This is a genomic window from Deinococcus apachensis DSM 19763, from assembly GCF_000381345.1.
In the GTDB taxonomy this organism is placed as follows: Bacteria; Deinococcota; Deinococci; order Deinococcales; family Deinococcaceae; genus Deinococcus; species Deinococcus apachensis.
In genome coordinates, this window is the sequence record NZ_KB906398.1 from 569,767 (window position 1) to 586,840 (window position 17,074).

21 protein-coding genes are annotated in these 17,074 nt (G+C 65.1%); 5 read left to right on the forward strand and 16 right to left on the reverse strand.

Translation table 11 applies throughout. The annotated features are described in order from the left end of the window. Positions 1 to 3: 3 nt before the first annotated feature. Together queA and F784_RS0102875 are read right to left on the reverse strand one after the other, a co-directional pair. Complete coding sequence (gene queA / locus F784_RS0102870; protein WP_019585191.1) at positions 4 to 1,065, reverse strand: tRNA preQ1(34) S-adenosylmethionine ribosyltransferase-isomerase QueA; 1,062 nt, start codon at positions 1,063 to 1,065, stop codon at positions 4 to 6. A gap of 21 nt (positions 1,066 to 1,086) precedes the next feature. Beyond that, a complete protein-coding gene (locus F784_RS0102875; RefSeq protein WP_019585192.1) occupies positions 1,087 to 1,632 on the reverse strand; it encodes a LabA-like NYN domain-containing protein in 546 nt (181 codons plus the stop codon). Between the two features lie 490 nt (positions 1,633 to 2,122). Between F784_RS0102875 and F784_RS0102880 the strand changes: the two genes are divergently transcribed. The 3 genes from F784_RS0102880 to F784_RS0102890 all read left to right on the forward strand — a co-directional run bounded on the left by F784_RS0102880 (position 2,123) and on the right by F784_RS0102890 (position 5,925). Further along, positions 2,123 to 3,406: an aspartate aminotransferase type Ic gene (locus F784_RS0102880; protein ID WP_019585193.1), complete on the forward strand. Its 1,284-nt coding sequence runs from the start codon at positions 2,123 to 2,125 to the stop codon at positions 3,404 to 3,406. Between the two features lie 96 nt (positions 3,407 to 3,502). After that, positions 3,503 to 4,000, forward strand: a complete 498-nt coding sequence (locus F784_RS0102885; RefSeq protein WP_019585194.1) for a MarR family winged helix-turn-helix transcriptional regulator — start codon at positions 3,503 to 3,505, stop codon at positions 3,998 to 4,000. A gap of 272 nt (positions 4,001 to 4,272) precedes the next feature. Beyond that, the gene (locus tag F784_RS0102890; RefSeq protein WP_019585195.1) at positions 4,273 to 5,925 is read left to right on the forward strand and encodes a VOC family protein; all 1,653 of its coding nucleotides are present in this window, start codon (positions 4,273 to 4,275) and stop codon (positions 5,923 to 5,925) included. 9 nt (positions 5,926 to 5,934) lie between these two features. On the opposite strand, the gene F784_RS0102895 is transcribed toward F784_RS0102890, so the two are convergent. The 6 genes from F784_RS0102895 to F784_RS0102915 form a co-directional block, all read right to left on the reverse strand. Beyond that, on the reverse strand, positions 5,935 to 6,633 hold the full coding sequence (locus F784_RS0102895) for a DUF2259 domain-containing protein (RefSeq protein WP_019585196.1): 699 nt from the start codon (positions 6,631 to 6,633) through the stop codon (positions 5,935 to 5,937). 59 nt (positions 6,634 to 6,692) lie between these two features. Next, complete coding sequence (locus tag F784_RS0102900; RefSeq protein ID WP_019585197.1) at positions 6,693 to 7,199, reverse strand: hypothetical protein; 507 nt, start codon at positions 7,197 to 7,199, stop codon at positions 6,693 to 6,695. Positions 7,200 to 7,439: 240 nt separating this feature from the next. Beyond that, on the reverse strand, positions 7,440 to 7,625 hold the full coding sequence (locus F784_RS25880; RefSeq protein WP_157464950.1) for a hypothetical protein: 186 nt from the start codon (positions 7,623 to 7,625) through the stop codon (positions 7,440 to 7,442). Positions 7,626 to 7,660: 35 nt separating this feature from the next. Further along, a complete protein-coding gene (locus tag F784_RS0102910; RefSeq protein ID WP_019585199.1) occupies positions 7,661 to 7,918 on the reverse strand; it encodes a hypothetical protein in 258 nt (85 codons plus the stop codon). A gap of 105 nt (positions 7,919 to 8,023) precedes the next feature. Next, the gene (locus F784_RS25095) at positions 8,024 to 9,325 is read right to left on the reverse strand and encodes an NPCBM/NEW2 domain-containing protein (RefSeq protein ID WP_083939126.1); all 1,302 of its coding nucleotides are present in this window, start codon (positions 9,323 to 9,325) and stop codon (positions 8,024 to 8,026) included. Between the two features lie 84 nt (positions 9,326 to 9,409). Beyond that, positions 9,410 to 9,661 (reverse strand): hypothetical protein, encoded by a 252-nt coding sequence (locus F784_RS0102915; RefSeq protein ID WP_026332230.1) that lies wholly within the window; start codon positions 9,659 to 9,661, stop codon positions 9,410 to 9,412. Between the two features lie 198 nt (positions 9,662 to 9,859). Between F784_RS0102915 and F784_RS26975 the strand changes: the two genes are divergently transcribed. Beyond that, positions 9,860 to 11,596 (forward strand): Ig-like domain-containing protein, encoded by a 1,737-nt coding sequence (locus F784_RS26975; RefSeq protein WP_245557747.1) that lies wholly within the window; start codon positions 9,860 to 9,862, stop codon positions 11,594 to 11,596. Between the two features lie 67 nt (positions 11,597 to 11,663). On the opposite strand, the gene F784_RS0102925 is transcribed toward F784_RS26975, so the two are convergent. Both F784_RS0102925 and F784_RS22205 read right to left on the reverse strand, forming a co-directional pair. Further along, on the reverse strand, positions 11,664 to 11,849 hold the full coding sequence (locus tag F784_RS0102925; RefSeq protein ID WP_019585202.1) for a hypothetical protein: 186 nt from the start codon (positions 11,847 to 11,849) through the stop codon (positions 11,664 to 11,666). Positions 11,850 to 12,002: 153 nt separating this feature from the next. Then, positions 12,003 to 13,475: a right-handed parallel beta-helix repeat-containing protein gene (locus tag F784_RS22205; protein WP_051086916.1), complete on the reverse strand. Its 1,473-nt coding sequence runs from the start codon at positions 13,473 to 13,475 to the stop codon at positions 12,003 to 12,005. Positions 13,476 to 13,704: 229 nt separating this feature from the next. On the opposite strand from F784_RS22205, the gene F784_RS25885 reads away from it, so the two are divergent. Then, a complete protein-coding gene (locus F784_RS25885) occupies positions 13,705 to 14,208 on the forward strand; it encodes a hypothetical protein (RefSeq protein ID WP_157464951.1) in 504 nt (167 codons plus the stop codon). 63 nt (positions 14,209 to 14,271) lie between these two features. Here F784_RS25885 and F784_RS0102935 read toward each other — a convergent pair whose 3' ends face one another. The 6 genes from F784_RS0102935 to F784_RS0102960 form a co-directional block, all read right to left on the reverse strand. Continuing rightward, positions 14,272 to 14,631, reverse strand: a complete 360-nt coding sequence (locus F784_RS0102935; RefSeq protein WP_019585203.1) for a hypothetical protein — start codon at positions 14,629 to 14,631, stop codon at positions 14,272 to 14,274. Then, positions 14,628 to 14,963, reverse strand: a complete 336-nt coding sequence (locus F784_RS0102940; protein ID WP_019585204.1) for a hypothetical protein — start codon at positions 14,961 to 14,963, stop codon at positions 14,628 to 14,630. The genes F784_RS0102935 and F784_RS0102940 overlap by 4 nt, the downstream gene beginning before the upstream one ends. Positions 14,964 to 15,037: 74 nt before the next feature. Beyond that, positions 15,038 to 15,361, reverse strand: a complete 324-nt coding sequence (locus F784_RS0102945; RefSeq protein ID WP_019585205.1) for a hypothetical protein — start codon at positions 15,359 to 15,361, stop codon at positions 15,038 to 15,040. Beyond that, entirely contained in the window at positions 15,345 to 16,196 is an 852-nt protein-coding gene (locus F784_RS22210) for a glycoside hydrolase family 19 protein (protein ID WP_019585206.1), read from the reverse strand. Before F784_RS22210 ends, F784_RS0102945 begins: the two co-directional genes overlap by 17 nt. After that, positions 16,193 to 16,654, reverse strand: coding sequence for a hypothetical protein (locus F784_RS0102955; protein ID WP_019585207.1), 462 nt, complete (start codon positions 16,652 to 16,654; stop codon positions 16,193 to 16,195). Before F784_RS0102955 ends, F784_RS22210 begins: the two co-directional genes overlap by 4 nt. Beyond that, positions 16,636 to 17,058, reverse strand: coding sequence for a hypothetical protein (locus tag F784_RS0102960; protein WP_019585208.1), 423 nt, complete (start codon positions 17,056 to 17,058; stop codon positions 16,636 to 16,638). Before F784_RS0102960 ends, F784_RS0102955 begins: the two co-directional genes overlap by 19 nt. Between the last annotated feature and the right edge of the window lie 16 nt (positions 17,059 to 17,074).

Sequence of the window (17,074 nt, forward strand, 5' to 3'; positions counted from 1 at the left end):
GCGTCAGCCGCCTTTCTGCAGCAGCATCGCGTCCCCCAGAGAGTAGAAGCGGTAGCTCCCCGCGAGCGCGGCGTCGTACGCGGCCCGGATGCGCTGCTCCCCGGCGAAGGCGGCGACGAGGAGCAGCAGGGTGGAACCCGGCAGATGCAGGTTGGTGATGAGCAGATCGGGCACGCGCAGAGGTATCCCCGGCGTGATGAAGATGCGGGTGTCTCCCTCGCCGGGATTCACGGTGCCGTCCTCGTTGGCGCTGCTCTCCAGCGCCCGAACGGTGGTCGTCCCCACGGCGATGACGCGCCGCCCCTCCGCCTTCGCCCGGTTGATCGCCGCTGCGGTACGCCCACTGATCGCGTACCGCTCGGCGTGCATCACGTGCTCGGCCACGGGGCCCGTGATAGGCCGGAACGTGCCTGCACCGACATGCAGGGTGAGGGTGTGGCGCTCCACCCCCGCCTCATCCAGCCGGGCGAGGAGTTCCGGGGTGAAGTGCAGCCCCGCCGTGGGTGCGGCCACACTCCCGGGCTCGCGGGCATACACCGTCTGGTAGCGCTCGCGCCACGTCTCGTCGCTGTCCCCCGCGTCGATGTAGGGCGGGAGCGGCAACCGCCCGATCTCGTCCAGATGGGGCTTGAGGTCGTGATCAAAGCGCAGCAGACGGGCGCCGTCGGGGAGGGTGCCGACCACTTCCGCCCGGTGCTGTGTTCCCCCAGGCTGGCCCAGCCAAAGTTCCTTCCCGGCGCGCTTGGCGGGTTTGAGGTAGGCGGACCAGACGTTCGCCTCCTCCTCCCGCAGCAGGAGGACCTCGATCTGGCCGCCGCCGTGGCCGTTCACGACCGGTTTGCGCGCCATCACCCGGGCGGGAATGACGCGGCTCTCGTTGAAGACGAGCAGGTCCCCGGCCTGCAGCAGCTCCGGCAACTCCCAGAAAACGTGGTGCTCGATCCGCTCCCGGACCACCATCAGCCGGGACGAGTCGCGCGGTTCGGCGCCCGTCTGCGCGATGCGCTCGGGGGGCAGCTCGAAGGCGAGGCGGGCGAGAACGGCGTCCGCATCAGGCCGGGTCATCGCAGCCACGTCTCCCACCGGTCAGGACTTCTCCCGCTCTGGCTTCTGGCGGGCGGGCATCAGCGCGTCCTGGATGTCCGGCAGGTGCGTGAAGCGGTCGGCGGCGTCCACCAGTTTCTGCGCGGTGTGCTCGCGGAAGGCGATGACCTCCACCCGCTTGCCGCGCTCCTGCAAGACCTCGACGATGTCGGTGAAGTCGCCGTCGCCGCTCCCCAGCACCACGATGTCGAGGTGATCCATCAGGCGCACCATGTCGGCCACGATGCCCATATCCCAGTTGCCCTCGTAGATGTGCTTGCCGCCCTCGGCGACATGGCTCAGGACCAGGTTCATGCGCCGCACCTTGTACCCCAGCGCCGAGAGCTTGTAGATGAAGGGCCGCGCCGTCGCCTCGTTCTCGCGCTCGACCGTGTAGGAGATCGCGTGGACGAGTTCGCGTCCCTCGGTGGCGACCTTCAGGATCGTCTCGAAGTTGACGGTGCGCTCCAGCAGGTCGCGCGCCGAGTGGTAGAGGTTCTGGGTGTCGATAAAAAGGCCCACGCGGGGGCGGGAAACGACGTACTGCATTGGGTGTTCTCCTGTTGGGTGGGGCTCGAAAAAGAGGGGCCGACGAAAAAGGGCCGCGCCGGACGGAGCGGGCGCGGGCAGCATAGAGCATCCGCCGGTTTTCCGGAGACGGAGGAGGTTCGGCCAGGGCAAGCGCGAAGTCCGGTTTTGGCAGGGCATGCCGCGGTCAACCCCTCAGTCCGCTTCGCGGACAGCCCCCCTGAAAGGGGAGCCAGGTCCGGCCTTGGCCCTCCGGGAAACTCGGGCTGTTGCCTCTCCCCCAGGGGAGGTGGCCCGCAGGGCCGGAGGGGTTGCTGTGCCGTTGGCCGTTGCCCTGGCATTTTGGCCGCCTCTCCAACCTGTCACCCTGAGCCGCAGGCGAAGGGTCTCGATGCGGCGTGGAGACGCTTCACTTCGTTCAGCATGACAACCTCTGCCCAACACCCAGCTCAACCTTTCCCCACTAACCAACCCCCTCCCCTCCGCCGCGCGGCGCGGGTAACGTGGGGGTATGACGAGTGAAGCCCCGGCTTCGGCCCTCCAGTCAGCCCGCCAGGCCTACGAAGCCTTCAAAGCGCGCGGCCTGAAGCTCAACATGCAGCGGGGGCAGCCCTCCGACGCGGACTTCGACCTCTCGAACGGGATGATCGGCGTGCTGGGCGAGGGTGACGTGAGGATGGACGGCCAGGACCTGCGAAACTACCCGGGCGGCGTGACGGGCCTGCCGTCCGCGCGGGCGATGTTCGCCCACTACCTCGACGTGAAGGCCGAGAACATGCTGGTGTGGAACAACTCCAGCCTGGAGCTTCAGGGGCTGGTGCTGACCTTCGCCCTGCTGCACGGCGTCCGGGGCAGCAGCGCCCCCTGGATCACGCAGTCTCCCAAGATCATCGTGACGGTGCCGGGGTACGACCGCCACTTCCTGCTGCTGCAGACGCTGGGCTTCGAGCTGCTGACCGTGGACATGCAGCCCGACGGGCCGGATATAGACGCCATCGAGCGGCTGGCGGGCACTGACCCCTCGGTGAAGGGCGTGCTGTTCGTGCCCACCTACTCCAACCCGGGCGGCGAGTCGATCAGCGCGGAGAAGGCGCGGCGGCTGGCGGGGCTTCAGGCGGCGGCCCCCGACTTCACCATCTTTGCGGACGACGCCTATCGGGCCCACCACCTATACGAGGAGAACCGCGACGAGCCCGTGAACTTCGTGGTGCTCTCGCGGGACGCCGGATACCCGGACCGCTCGTTCGTGTTCGCCTCAACCTCCAAGATCACCTTCGCGGGGGCGGGGCTGGGCTTCATGGCGAGCAGCGAGGACAACATCCGCTGGCTGTCGAAGTACCTGAACGCCCAGAGCATCGGCCCGAACAAGCTGGAGCAGGCGCGGCACGTCCGCTTTCTGGAGAATTATCCGAGAGGCCTGGAGGGCTTGATGAGCGCGCACGCGGCCCTGATCGCCCCCAAGTTCCGCGTGGTGGACGAGGTGCTGCACTCAGAACTGGGTGGAAACGGCGAGTACGCGACCTGGACCTCCCCGAAGGGCGGGTACTTCATCAGCCTGGACACGGCCGAGCCGGTGGCGGCGCGGGTGGTCGAACTCGCCGAGGGGGCGGGAGTCAGCCTCACGCCTGCCGGGGCGACGTATCCGGCGGGGCAGGACCGGGCGGGGCGCAACATCCGCCTGGCGCCAACGCGCCCGCCGCTGGAGGAGGTCCGGCTCGCCATGCAGGTCGTCGCGGCATGCGTCCGGCTGGCGACGGAGGAATACCGGCAGGGCCGGGGGCAGGCGGGACGCTGAGGCGGCTCCCCCGCCCCCCTTCCGGGCCACGCCCCTCGGTCTCGGCCCCGTACCCGCTTGACCTCCCGTCCCCGCTGCGCCGAGGATGACGGGGATATGCCCACCCGCTACCCAGGCTCGCCGGAGGAACGCGCGGCGCTCGACGCCTACATCAAGCTGTGGCGTGCGGCGCACGCCGTCGAGGTGGCGGCCAACCGGCATCTAACAGACCACGGGCTGACCATCAGCCAGTTCGGCGTGATCGAGGCGCTCTACCACCTGGGGCCGCTCAGCCAGCGCCAGCTTGCCAACAAGATTCTGCGGTCCAGCGGCAACCTCACGATGGTGATCGACAACCTGGAGCGCGACGGCCTGGTGCGCCGCGAGCGCAACCCGCAGGACCGCCGCGTGATGAACGTCTTTCTCACCCCGGAGGGCGAGGCCCTCGTCGCACGCGTGCTGCCGAACCACGTGCGCGGCATCCGGGACGTATTCGCCGGACTGACGCCACAGGAGCTGGGCCAACTCGCCGCCCTGACCCGCAAGCTGGGGCGCGGATTGAGCGGGGTGGGTGAGGAGGTGGCCGCGTTGGGTGGCACCCGACGCGACTCCTGAGGATGTGGGGGAACAGCCCGGCAGGATGCATCACCCCTGCGCGGAAGCCGGGCTGTTTGCTGGCTTAGGGCGGGGAGCAGAAACCTGGTCATGCTGAGCAAATGCGGGGCATCTCCGGGCGAGACCCTTCACGTGGCTCAGGGGGACCAACTTTTTGAGCCGTGAGGGCACCCCCGGGTCAGCGGGACAGATCAGCCGTCACCAGAGCCCACCCCGAATCCGAGGTGGTCCAGGTCACAGCAGATTGTTTAACATTAAGCTATCATCCCTACATGACCTCCTCTACCGCCATTCCCGGCACCACGCCTGTGCAGGGTTTACATCACGTCACCGTGATGGCAAGTGACCCCCAGCGCAACATCGACTTCTATTCCCAGGTGTTGGGGCAACGACTCGTCAAGGTGACGGTGAATTTCGACGATCCAGGCACGTACCACTTCTACTACGGAGACCTGACCGGGCAGCCGGGCACGATCATGACCCACTTTCCCTGGCCGGGCGCCAAACGGGGTGTGCGCGGCAACGGGGAGGTCGTGGCGACGGCCTACAGCGCCCCCCGGGCGAGCGAGGATTATTGGCGGGCGCGGCTGACCGCGCAGGGCCTCACCCCGCGGGAGGGCGAACGCTTCGGTGAGCGGGTGCTGATGGTGGAGGACCCGGACGGGACCTGGGTGGAGTTGCTCTTCGACGACGGCCAGCCCGTGCAGCCCTGGCCCGCCAGCCCGGTCCCCGCCGAGCACGAGTTGCGCGGCTTCCACTCGGTCACCGCCTGGGTGCGGGACACCGGGCCGGTGCGGGACCTCTTGGTGGGGCGGCTGGGCTTCACCGAGGTGGGGAGCGAGCCGGACGCTGAGGGCACCCGCACCCGCTTCCGGGGCAGCGGCGAGGGGGTGGGCCTCTTTGTGGACGTGGTCGAGCGGCCCGGCAAGGGGCGGGGGACCTTCGGGGCGGGGAGCATCCACCACGTCGCCCTGCGGACGCGCGACGATGCCGAGCAGGAGGCGTACCTGACGGGCCTGGCCGAGGCGGGGTATCAGCCCACGCCCGTGCAGGACCGGCAGTATTTCCACTCCATCTACTTCCGCGAGCCGAACGGCGTGCTGTTCGAGATTGCCACCGACGCCCCCGGCTTCCCGGACGACGAGCCGGTGGGGGAGCTGGGCGGGCACCTCAAGCTCCCCGCGTGGTACGAGCCCCAGCGCGCGGCCATCGAGGCGCATGTGCCGAGGATCGTGAACCGCGAGTACGGCGTGACCATCGGCGGCCGGGAGCTGAGCGCGAACCCTGCCCCCCAAGAGACGCCCGAAGTCTCAGGAATCGAGGTGCACACCGCTGGCCGTCCCCTGGGCGAGGCGCGGGTGGCGATGGTCCTGCTCCACGGGCGGGGCGGCACGGCGGGGGACATCCTCTCGCTCGCGGACGAATTCAACCTCAGTGCCTTCGCGTACCTGGCCCCGCAGGCGGAGGGGAACTCGTGGTATCCCCTCTCCTTCCTCGCGCCCGTCGAGCGCAACCAGCCGTACCTGGACCGGGCCCTCGCCACGGTGGAGGCCGTGCTGGGCGAATTGGAGGCGCGGGGCATTCCGGCGGGGAACGTGGTGCTGGGCGGCTTCTCGCAGGGGGCGTGCCTGGCGCTGGAGTACGCCAGCCGCAGCGGGAGGAGGCTGGGCGGCGTGGCGGCGCTGAGCGGCGGGCTGATCACCCTGGATCAGACGGGTGACCTGGGTGGCCTTCCTGTCTTCATGGGCGTGGCCCCCGACGACGCGCACATTCCCCTGTCGCGCTTTCAGGAGAGCGCCGAACACCTGCGCTCGCGGGGCGCGCGGGTGGACGACCGGGTGTACCCTGGCCTGGGCCACGCGATCAACAAGGACGAGCTGGACGCGGTGCGCCGGATGATGCAGGGGGTGGGGGGGCAGCTCTGAGGGGAGGGCCTAGCGCAGCCGCGCCGCCACCGGCACGACCTCCGCGTTCGGCCCCTCGAAACCCGGGGTGTAGGCGCGGACGATGAACACGGCACGGTTCCCCTGCACGTACACCCGCTCCAGGGCGTAGCGGGCGGCGCACTCCCGTCCGGCGGGCAGGACGCGGTCGCTGTGGACAGTCTGCCCGCTCACGGTCAGGGTGAATCCGGCGGGACCCTCCCCACGCGGGAGCAATCCGGAAAAGCGGCAACTCGAGGGCAGGCGCTGCACACTCAGCCGTACCGGGACCGGGCGCGTCCACAGCCGCACGGGCGCGACGAGGGCGCTTCCGGCAGGCGTGCCCTCCGTCCAGACGGGGGCGTGGGTGGGGACCGGCTGGGCGAAGACGGGCCGCGCCGCCCGCCCGGGGGTCAGGCCCAGCGGGGCGAGGCGGGGGCGCTCACGCGTCAGCAGGGCGTTTACGACAGTAGAGACGGGCTGCGTCTCGGACTGGGCGGCGGCTTTGAGCAGCGTGTGGCCCGTCCGGGTGTCGAGGGCCTGCACGGCGGCGTGGCTGAAGCCGCTGCCATCCAGCACGCCGCCCGTCACCACCAGTGCCCGGGAGCCGTCGGCAGAAAAGGCCACCTGCCGCACCTCCAGGCGGTTTCCGGCCAGGGCAGTCGAGGCGAGGGCCAGCAGGGTCAGTGCGGTCGTCCATCGGGTACGCATAGGGGAACCTCCCCATGCAGCTTAGGCACTTATGGGGAGGTGGGAAGCCAGCCCCCCCGTTAGCGGAAGCGGACGCTCGCCAGCACCCGGCTGAAAAGGGCGTTGCTCGTCTTGTAGCGTTCGGGGGTGTCGGTGATCTGGAAGGAGTAGAGGTTTTTCGACCCGTTGCCGAACCAGACCCGCAGGCGCAGATGGCCCTTGGGGTGCGACAGCCCGTACTCGCGCTCGACACCGCGCACCCCGCCGTAGCTGACGTTGCGGCCCCGGTAGAGCTTGAGCTTGCCCCCGGTCTGCGCCACCCCCGCCTCGAAGTTGCGGAATTCCTGCTTGAGTTCCGGGTTCTTGCCGTTCTTGGGCGTGAACAGCAAGCGGATCATGCTGGCGGGGGGCGTCTTGGCGGAGACCGCAGTCACCCCTGAGAGGCCGTCCTTCAGGTCCACGCCCAGCCAGCCCTTGGGAAGGCTGACCGTGAAGGGCAGCCTGGAGTCCTGAATGGGCACCAGTGTCTGGGCCCCCGCGCCGCCCAGCAGGGCAGCGGCGAGCGCAACGGGCAGGAAAGACTTCATGGGGGCACCGTACCGCACGTGGATGAGGGGCGTCAGCGGGCGACCACCGCGAAATACACCCGCGTCACCCCCGCCGCCTGGAGCGCGTCCCGGCAGGCCAGGAGCGTGCTTCCCGTCGTGAGTGGAGGCGCACACATACAGCACAACGTCCTTCTCTACCCGCCGCGGTTGTCGGGTGTTTCATACCAATCGGCGTTAGTATGCCGACCTCTCCCCTACTTCGTTAGCCAGCCCTGCAGCTCATGCCAGCCGCTGCGGCCGTACCCGTCCTCTCCCCCCACCGTGCAGCTGGCGCCACTGCCAGGCGTTCCCCTCCCGGGCCATCGTCGCCCATGCCCCATCTTTGCGCTGGGAGTGGTAGAGCTGGCGCTCCTGGGTCTCACTGTCGTTGGCGGGCAGGGGACGGCCGGGCCGGAAGTCAGTCATGAGGACAAAGGGTACTCCGCCCGGGGAGGGCCACCTTACCGTCCCCACACCGCCCAGGTGAACCCGGCGAGCACTACAGCGGCGATGAAGAGCGCAGGCGCGAAGGCCTCGGTCTCCCCGCCGTATGCGAGCAGATTCAGCCCCAGCCCGAGCCCAGCCATCAAGCAGGCGAAGACGGCAACCCAGGGGGGCGGACGGCGTTCCTCCTGGATTGCTGTGGTCTGGGCGAGTGCTTCCTGGAGCAGCCGGACCTGCTCGGCATTAGCAGCAGCGTGACGGTCCTGATCGGTCATCAGCGCAGGATGACAAATCAGGTGTGATGACCGGGGCGCACATCAACAGCGCTTGTTCCCACCCAACCGAGCGTTCGGGGAACAACTCGCCCTCCTTTCCTCCACTTAGGGCACGTATCGTAGTTTGATGTAAGAGAAATACTTACCTGGGGTTCGACCAAAGGGGGATTGCCCCTCACGTAGACGCAGATCTGGCTCCAATGACTCATCGGGCCTAGGAGCATGCAACGCTTTTATGGTTATGGGAATAGTTCCCCCTTCTTTGGGAACAGTCCCCCCACCGTCAACTTCCCACCAATCGTCCATTCTACTGCTAGTGGGCTCGCTGTAGACATTAATTTCAACTCCCGAAGTTTCACCTCCCGGGGTAATAGTCACAATGCCTTGCACAATACGTGTCTCGCCAGCGTGTATTTCATAAGGCTGTTCGGGGTACGAGATGCTAATTCTCTGAGACAAGATAACGATATTTGCGGGAACGCGTGCCACTTCCTCGCCGTTCCAATATGCCACTAGGTCTTCTGAGTCAAATCCTGGCTCTTGATATTGCTCCTCATAAGCCCAAGTGGGGACATAAACGCTTATGTTACGGTTATAAATTCCTGCCCCACTAATATTAGTGCCTTTACCCTCTATTGTAAAAGCAGTAGGGTAATTGGATTCCTCTTTCATCACAAGACGATAAGTTAAGTTGCCAGTGAACTGCTTGCTGTTATTAATGACAGTGATCGGGAGAGTTCCATGGGTGTCCTGGTAAATTTTCGTATTTTCAGGAGCCTTCAGGGTGATGTTCGGCAGGCAGGTGATCGTCGGGTTGATCCAATCCGCGTGATCGGCGGTCTTGCCGTTCCCCGCGTCCGTCACCACCATGCGAATCGCCTTTTTGCCGCGCAGATCAACGTTCACGTTCTTCGTCGCGCTCGCCCCGGTCATCACACCACTGTCGTAGAGCTTCTCCCCGTCACCCCAGACCTGGAACACCACGCTACCCCGGCTGCCCACCTCGTCATCCACGCCGACCTGCGCCTTGAACCGCACGCATTTGGCATTGTCCGACCCGGCCAGGCTGTACTTCAGTTCGCTGGGTGCGTGAACGCCATAGCCCTTAGCGTACCTGGTGCCGTTCAGCGTCAGGGTCTTGCCGTCCCCGATGCCCCGCTCGCCGTTGCTGCGGTCCACCTCAATGGGTCCCCAGGCATTTGTGGCAGTTAGAGCGGTCTCGTAATAGAGCGTATTCACGTCAGCGGTCAAAGCCTGAGCGCTCAGGACGGGCGACTTGCTCCATGACCCGTCCACATTGTCGTAGTTGCCGACGGGTTCGGGCGGCAGGGTTTCGGTTGAGCCAGGTTGCTGCCCACAGGCAGCAAGGGCGAGCGTGAGCAGGGCCAACGGCAATCGTCGTTTCATAACTTTCCCCCGAAGTTGTCGCGTCGGGGCACGCTAGGTTGGGCTGCGCTAATGAAACGTTAATTCAAGACGGGGGGGTGAGTGCTACTGGCCCGGCCCCACGAACTCCGCGTCCAACCAGTACTCCGCGTCCTCGGGGTCGCCGCCCTGCCAGGCCAGCCGCTCCTGCCACAGGTGCAGCACGGCCGCTTTCTGCTCGGGGTGGCAGCCCAGGTAGTCCGCCAGGGCCGCCTCCTCTGCAGGCGCGAGACCGGACGGCGGCCCTCCCCGCGACTCCTGGTAGGCGTCATCGAGCAGGTCCACAAGCTCGGCGGGAGTGAGATCGGCGGGCCGCATGGGGGGAGGGTAGCGCGAGGGATACGGGCAGCGCAGGAGCGATACGAACCCGAGGGGCTCAGCCTTCATCTAGGTCGTCGAGCTTGACCTGGACTCACCAGAATGTTAAGTTTCTCACATCCTAGGCGACGGCGCGGAAGTGAAGCCACCCGGCTCTTCACCCTTCATTGTCATGGCGCGACCTCATGGAAAGGGCTCATGTTGAGACTTCCTGTACTCCTGGCTGCCGCCCTCAGCACGCTCGCCCTCCTCGCTGGCTGCGGCCAGCAGCAGGCCAGTTCTCCTGCTGCAACCGACCCTGCCGCGAACGTTCAGCCTTTGCTGGGCACTCATACCTTGCCATCTCAACCCGGCAATTTATACGCGCTTAAATCTCCATCGCCAGAGCCATCCTCATCCATTGATTTAACTAAGCTTCAAGCTCTGCCACCATTTGTTTCTAATATTAGTATTGTCGCAACCAACAACTCAAATTATGGCTGCCCTGATATAGAAAGAAAGAAAGGAAAGCGAACCGCAGACATTAATAGTGGTCACTCAACTAACCATGTATATGCTTGTATCTACTATACCAGCGCCCCCAACACTCCACACGTCACCATGCTGGATGTTCTTGATTATGGACCAACACCATCTGAGAACATTGACAATAACAGACTCAGGAACGATTGCGCCAATTCAAGGCAGCGCCCTGGTCAAACTGTTAATTATAGCCCAGTCGACCTAAATAAGGGCGCGGGTCTACTCAGCAATTTTATTTACTTGTGCTGGTACACTGGAGTAACGCCGACAGATTCCTGGTATACTAGGAATAACACCGGAAATTCTACATGGAATATACTTAAATACCACCATATTTATGGTATTGGAGACGTGCCCGTATCCAGGTTTATCAGTGACATAGATTTTGTCGCCTTCCCTCATGGCGAGGTGTTTGGCGACGACGAAATCACAAAAAAATGCCAGGAAAAATTGGCCCCCGATAGTCCAACCATGCTCATTACTGTCCTCGGTCAGGGTGGTTTATACTCAGATCCCTATTACCAGGGGAACTCAACCTTTAAGAATTTGAACGAAGGGGTTTTATCGACGCTGGATCAAGTCTATGCCTGCGTGGCCATGTCCCCTGTCAGTGCCTTACCTACCCTTGACATTACGGTTACCGGTATACAGGGCAATCAAGACTGGTTTAAAGGGGCACAACCCCCAGTTGCACAAGTTAAGATCGGAAACGAGTTCGTTTATCACATCGGTAACCAACCGAAATGTGGCATTAACCCCCCTGGCTACGACCGATCCATGAAGCTTCGTCCCTCCACACAAATCCAGCCGAACGTATACCTGTCCACCGTTCAACTCGATTTCAACTCAAGTGGAGAAGGCAGTGTGTACTGCCATCTCGACTGGCCCTGGTACGTAGCGAGCGATGAGGCACACGTCAAATACGACAGCGCTCCCCCCACGGTCACCTTCCCCAACCGGCACGACAGCTACACCATTGACGAATTGGTCAACATTACCTGTACCGCTTATGACGAGGTCTCCGGCGTCGCCCAGGTCTCCTGCCCCCAGCTGAAGGGCACCGCGGGTGAACTGCTCGCCCAGGCTGGTATACAGCCCTCGCAACTCCCCTACACCCTCACCTACACCGTCAAAGCCACCGATGTCGCGGGCAACGAGTCCAGCACGCCCCTCACGTTCACGGTGCAGAAACCCGACGCTCAATCCTTCACCAACCTGACCAATGACCTGGTTCCCATCGTCCATGTCGCCGCTCGCTTGTCGATCTTGTCGACCTACATCACGTACTCCTGGACGCCCGAACGCAAACAGGCACTGGTGAACGGCTACCGCCAGTACCTCCGGGATTCCATGAAGCAGGGCGTGCCCCAACACGCCGTCGACGTCCTGTCATTCCTGATCGGATACCTCTAACCGCCTGACTGCAACAAAAAAGCCCCCTCCCGCCCCAGCCGAAGCTGAGGGGGAGGGGGCAAGTTCTTCAGGGGTCCAGCAGAGCCACATCGTCCGTGTCGCGGATCTCCACCGGCACGCCGTCCTCGGTGACGACCTCCAGCACGAATCCGCGCCTGCCGATGATCGCCTGCACCACGAATGGCATCCCGCCGTTCACCCTCAGTGTGTCCCCAGCCTTGACCCGATTCAACTTCACTTCCACCCAAGCCATGCGCACATTCTCGCGCCTGCAGCTCAGGGAGGGATCAGTCTTCCAGGACGCAGGCGAGACGGTTGACCGTCTCCCCGAGCTGCGCCCACGCCTCGTTGAACGCCCGCTCCTGCCGCCCCGGCGTACTGCCAAGGGCGCGAGTTGTCTGACGTTTTAGCGCGCGCCGATGCTCATGCCCGCTGCCTTCAGTTTCTTCTGCCAGGCCGCGAACTCCGCCTTCTCCATCTCCGGCGTCACGGTGCCCAGCGAGGTGTTCCCGCTGCCCGCCCCGCCGTTCAGCGTGAGGTTCGGCAGCCACATCGGGTTCGTGCTCGTCTTGCCGTCCGTGCCCACCTTCGTCCAGCCCAGCGCGTTCCCCTCCACCCGATGCTTCCCGAAGGTGGGGGGCGTCAGGGCGCCCGCCCCGCTGATGTCCCAGACGTACATCCCCACGTTCTGCGCTGGGAGACGGGACCCGTCCGGCAGCCGCCCGCTGCTCACGGCGCGGTTGCGCAGCAGCTCGTTCCCCACCCCGCCCGCAATGGCGAGGCCGTAGTTCGTCGTCGAGACCACCTGATTGTCGGACGCCCGCGCGTACCCGTTCAACGCCGGGTCGGTCACCTTCCCGTCCCCCAGCATGATCCCGCCGCCCGAGTAGGACGTGCTCGCCGGATTGGCGGGGTACGCCCCCTGAATGTAGTTGTCGTGAATCAGGATGGGCTTCTCGGGTGTCCCGGAGGACACGTACAGGTTGATGTTGTCCTCGACCGCGCTCTTCCCGGGCTCGTTGATGATCTGGTTCCAGGCGATCTCCGCGTTCTCGATGCGGTTGACGGCGTTGAGCTGGACCGCCTGCATGATGTTCGTCTTGCCGTTGTACCCGCCCTTCCCGTCACTCTGGCGCCCGTCGATGTTGCGGAAGGTGTTCCGCAGGATGCGGATGCCCTGCTCGCCTGTCCCCTTGAAGGAGCGGACGTAGATGCCGCCGCCCGTGAAGGAGGAGTCTTCCACCCGCAGGTTCCTGATCTCCTCGCCCACGACGACGCGGGTGGCGCTGCTCCCTGCCAGGTTGGGCGTTAAGGCGTCGCCGCGGACGTTGCGCACGGTGAGGTCGTACCCGAAGCCGGTGATCAGCCGCCCGCCGCCGCGGATACGGCTGTTCTCGATGACCACGGGCTCGGCGGTCTTGATGGTGATGACGGGCATGGTGCCCGTGCTCTCCCAGTTGCCGGAGTAGGTACCGCCCTTCGTGATCGTCAGCGGGCCGTTGTAGGTGATCGGCGCCGGGGTCGGCGCGGGCGCGGGGGCGGGGGCCGGGACGGGCTCGGGCACGGCGCTCAGCGTGGGGCAGGCGGTCGAGACCTCCACCGTGTCCCCGGGTTTCAGGTCGCGCTCGCCGAACTCAGCGCTCTCTCCGTTGATGCGCAGGGTCGTCACGGGCGGGACGATGACGTAGCGGCCCGGCGTGGTCATGCTGGGCACCGTGCAGACGATGGTGCTCCCGGTCAGCGGCAGGCTCACGGTGGGGGCGGTGGGGCCCGTCTGCGAGGTGAGGGTCATGACGCGGGTGGCCGGGCGGGTGGAGGGGTCGGGTTTGTCGCAGGCGGCGAGGAGCAGCAGGGGGACGGTGAGCAGCAGTTTCTTCATCGGGAACTCCGGGGCAAGCGAAAGCCCCCACCGGGAAGGGTGGAGGCGGGTCGATCTCAGCACGAATCGGCGAGGGGCGGTTCAGTTCAGTAGTTGGCTAGCGGTGTCGCGTACACGATTGGAGAGATGACATCTCGGACAAGACGCATCCTGACCACAAATTTGATTTTTGCAGCGTTGTCATACTCTATTTTCAATAACCGAGAAGAATGTGCTATAGGAGGTAGTTATGGCAGATTGGAAGGCTGTTGAGGAACGTGGATATCAAGCACACGATGAAGATTCAAAAATAAATGCCCTTCAAGGTTTTCTCGAAAATCAACCACCAGAGAGCATCTATTTTGCGGTAGCCGTGATAGGAGATGTCTCCGAAACATGGATCGTAAGAGCGGAAGCCTGTCGATTCATTCGGGATGTAGAATTTTCCGATTGGGAACAGACTCGCCTCTGCGAAGTCGTGACAGCTATTCTTGTCGACCCGAATGAGGACTTTACCCTCCAGCAGTGGGCGGCATTTCTCGTTAACAAGTGCTTGAGTAGCGAGAAGCTGGTTGACGTTGCCATCAGGTATCTCTCAAAATCGGGGAATCGGGAGGAGGTTACGTGGAACATTATCGAATCACTTGATGAGGCCGATACGATAAGCGATTCATTACGGTCAAAGTTAGAAAACGCATTTCTACTTCAGACAGATGAGCGTATTAAAGCGGGCCTGCGAAAGGTTCTTGGCTGATCGCTAGGAACCACGTGTACTACCCAACAATCAACACTCACGACTATCCGGTACTTTGTGGGGTCAGTCGGTTTTCAAAGTGTCGCTCGTGCCGTTCGCCCGCACGAAGTCCGCCTCGGCGGCCAGGACACCCCGGGCGGGTAGTCCGTAAGCCTTTCCGGCAGGGACGAGGCCCACGGCGCACTCCAGGTGCGCGTCCACCGCCCGGCACGCCGGATCGTTCACGGCGAGCTTCAGGCCGTACAGGCGCAGGGTCACGGTGGCATCCGCCGTCCCGGCCCGCACGATCTGGTGGTCGCCCTCGGCGGTCAGGGTGAGGGTCGCCCCGGCCTTGTTCGGCGAGGGGGTGAGGGTGGGCAGCGTGCCCAGGGCCGGGGTGCAGGCGGTCAGAACGAGGGTGCAGGCGAGGAGCAGACGCTTCATTGCAGGCCTCCGGTGGGCAGGGTCGAGTCGTTCGTGACCGGCGCGTGGACGGTCTGGTTGACGAGGTCACCGGTCTGGCTCCACGCCCAGTCCAGTGCCTTCGCGGCCTGAGCGCGCACGAAGTCGTCGTCAAGGGTGGTGAGGTTCAGGCCGGGCACGCCCGCCGTCGCCGCCGCGTAACTGCTGACGATGTAGTCCAGTGCGAGGGTGCGCTTGTCCGCGAACATCTTGTCGCCGTGCTGCGCTTTCCACTCCAGCGCGCGGCGCTCGATCTCCGGGACGGCCTTAAGGGCGAGGAGCTTGAACTCAACTTCGATGCGGTGCAGGTCCATAAGGGCTCCTGAAAGGGCGCGACCCCCACCGCGAGGCAGGGGCCGGAAGAGGGCGGGGCTTTGAGGCGGCGGGCCTATTTGGACGGGGGAAGGTCAGGGAGGGGCATCGTGGGCGGCGTGGTGGGCTCGACCGGGACCGGTGCCACCCCGTTCTTTGCGTTCTCGCGGTCGGCGAGGATGCCGCGCGTGGTGTGGACGCCCAGCAGGGCGACCGAGGCCGTGAGGAGCGCCTCGGTCATGAGCGGCATGGGCTTCCCGGTATGGAAGCTGGCGATGTAGGCGTACACGACCGCCCCGAACCCAAGCGTGCCGCACAGCAGGGTGTACAACCCGCCGCTCGTGCCGGGCACGATCACCCGCCGCAGCCGGGCGCCGGGGGACTCAGCCCGTCGTGACATACAGCTTCTCCCCCACCTGGCTGCGCTTGACGATGGGGTGCGTCCCGCTCGCCGTGGTGACGGTGCCTTCCAGCAACAGGGCCTCGAACGGCAAGGCCTCGACGCCGTTGATAAACAGGCGCTGCACGGCGACGGGCGGGTGGACGATCTGCTCCTGGGCGGCGAGCGCCGCCGCCTGCTCGCGCAGGGCCCCGATCACCCGCCGGTAGCGGTCGAGGCGGTCCGGGAGCCCGTTCTCGCCCCCGTTGATCGCCAGCGTCACGGTCTCCATGTCGCCCGCGTCCGCCATCTGGTTCAGGCTGCGGGGATCGCCGGGCAGCCGCTTATTGTCCCAGAACGCCCCCGCGATGCCCGCCGCCACGTCCAGGCGCAGGGCGAGATCCGGGTTGCGCTCCAGGTCCAGGTTCAGCCGTTGCCCGTAGGCCCGGTAGGCGTCGCGGCCCGTGAGCTGGATCAGCCCGCGCCCGCGGTACCGCCAGCCGTCCCCGCTGCTCTCCGGGCCGTTCCCCATCCGCGCCGCGTAGCAGTTATTGGCGATGGCCTGCGGCCCGGCGGCAGCGAGGCGCAGGGCGAGGGCATTGGGCACCCCCGGGCGGCTTGCGTAACGGTTCGGCCACACCTCGGCCAAGCGCTGAGCGGAGTAGCCCAGCCGCTCGGACTGGCACACGAAGTTCGACTCGTGCGCCAGGGTTGCCAGAAACATCCCCAGGCGCTCGGGGGTCTGGTCGATCTCGTACCGCTGGAGGACCGGGCGCAGGGCGGCCACCACCGCGTCCGGGTCGGGATGGCCTGGGGCCACGGCGCGAATGTGGTCGCTGTTGAGGATGAGGTTCACGGGCAGCCTCCAGGGGTGTTCATGCCACCCGACTCGTACACGCTCAGGCGCCCGGTCAACTCCATGATCCGCTGGGCCTGAATCTCGTTCTCGTCGTTCAGCTCGGTGTTCTTTGACCGCAAGGCCTGGTTCTCGGTGGTGAGGCGGGTGACCTCCAGCTTGAGGTGCGATTCGCTCGCCTCCAGCACCTGCACCTTCCCCGTGAGCACCGCGAGTTCAATCCCCTGGGCGTGGAGTTTCTCGTTGGTGACCTTCAGCTCGGCCTTCGTCTCGCGCAGCTCCTCGCGCAGTTCTTTCAGGATGCTGGTCTGCGTTTCCTGATCGAGCTTGGCGCGGTTGAAGTCGCTGGTGTAACGCGCCTCGTCCCGCTTGTACTTGCTGGCGATCCAGTTGGTGAAGGCCCCCAGCGTGCCGCCGGACAGCAGCAGCCCGGCCCAGGTCAGCACTTCGGGGGGCATCGGTGCCTCCTTAACCGGAGTCCCCCGCTGCGGATGTAGGCGGTGAAAGCGAGCCAGGCGAAGAAGACGAACAGGGGGAGGCTCGCGCTGAGTCCGACGCTCATGAGGGAGGCGGCAGCCAGCAGGAAGTGGAAGAGGAACACGCCCATCAGGCCGTGCAGGGCGATCCGGTGCGCGATGCCGAGCAGAACGGCGAGGGCGCATAAGGTCGTGAGGAGCCCGAGGGAGTGCGCGTTCGGCCACCACGTTTTGAGGACGGTGTAACTCTTGCTGAGGTCGTACACCTCGGGGTACAGGAGGAAGCTCAGACCGACGATCAGGGCGCCGAACGCCGCGACGAGGGCGAACGATTGCCAGGGGGTCTGCTGGAAGGCTTCACGGTGTGTGTGCAGGGATGCGCGCAAAGGGGCTCCGTTCTCC

Bases quoted from the DNA above. Each gene is read 5' to 3' on its own strand.
- F784_RS0102880 (WP_019585193.1), top strand. From the start codon at position 2,123: ATGACGAGTGAAGCCCCGGCTTCGGCCCTCCAGTCAGCCCGCCAGGCC.
- F784_RS0102910 (WP_019585199.1), bottom strand. From the start codon at position 7,918: ATGACCGATCAGGACCGTCACGCTGCTGCTAATGCCGAGCAGGTCCGG.
- F784_RS0102885 (WP_019585194.1), top strand. From the start codon at position 3,503: ATGCCCACCCGCTACCCAGGCTCGCCGGAGGAACGCGCGGCGCTCGAC.
- F784_RS0102925 (WP_019585202.1), bottom strand. From the start codon at position 11,849: ATGGCTTGGGTGGAAGTGAAGTTGAATCGGGTCAAGGCTGGGGACACA.
- F784_RS0102900 (WP_019585197.1), bottom strand. From the start codon at position 7,199: ATGAAGTCTTTCCTGCCCGTTGCGCTCGCCGCTGCCCTGCTGGGCGGC.
- F784_RS0102945 (WP_019585205.1), bottom strand. From the start codon at position 15,361: ATGTCACGACGGGCTGAGTCCCCCGGCGCCCGGCTGCGGCGGGTGATC.
- F784_RS26975 (WP_245557747.1), top strand. From the start codon at position 9,860: ATGTTGAGACTTCCTGTACTCCTGGCTGCCGCCCTCAGCACGCTCGCC.
- F784_RS25880 (WP_157464950.1), bottom strand. From the start codon at position 7,625: ATGACTGACTTCCGGCCCGGCCGTCCCCTGCCCGCCAACGACAGTGAG.
- F784_RS22205 (WP_051086916.1), bottom strand. From the start codon at position 13,475: ATGAAGAAACTGCTGCTCACCGTCCCCCTGCTGCTCCTCGCCGCCTGC.
- F784_RS0102935 (WP_019585203.1), bottom strand. From the start codon at position 14,631: ATGAAGCGTCTGCTCCTCGCCTGCACCCTCGTTCTGACCGCCTGCACC.
- F784_RS0102875 (WP_019585192.1), bottom strand. From the start codon at position 1,632: ATGCAGTACGTCGTTTCCCGCCCCCGCGTGGGCCTTTTTATCGACACC.
- F784_RS0102940 (WP_019585204.1), bottom strand. From the start codon at position 14,963: ATGGACCTGCACCGCATCGAAGTTGAGTTCAAGCTCCTCGCCCTTAAG.
- F784_RS25095 (WP_083939126.1), bottom strand. From the start codon at position 9,325: ATGAAACGACGATTGCCGTTGGCCCTGCTCACGCTCGCCCTTGCTGCC.
- F784_RS0102955 (WP_019585207.1), bottom strand. From the start codon at position 16,654: ATGCCCCCCGAAGTGCTGACCTGGGCCGGGCTGCTGCTGTCCGGCGGC.
- queA (WP_019585191.1), bottom strand. From the start codon at position 1,065: ATGACCCGGCCTGATGCGGACGCCGTTCTCGCCCGCCTCGCCTTCGAG.
- F784_RS0102915 (WP_026332230.1), bottom strand. From the start codon at position 9,661: ATGCGGCCCGCCGATCTCACTCCCGCCGAGCTTGTGGACCTGCTCGAT.
- F784_RS0102890 (WP_019585195.1), top strand. From the start codon at position 4,273: ATGACCTCCTCTACCGCCATTCCCGGCACCACGCCTGTGCAGGGTTTA.
- F784_RS0102895 (WP_019585196.1), bottom strand. From the start codon at position 6,633: ATGCGTACCCGATGGACGACCGCACTGACCCTGCTGGCCCTCGCCTCG.
- F784_RS25885 (WP_157464951.1), top strand. From the start codon at position 13,705: ATGGCAGATTGGAAGGCTGTTGAGGAACGTGGATATCAAGCACACGAT.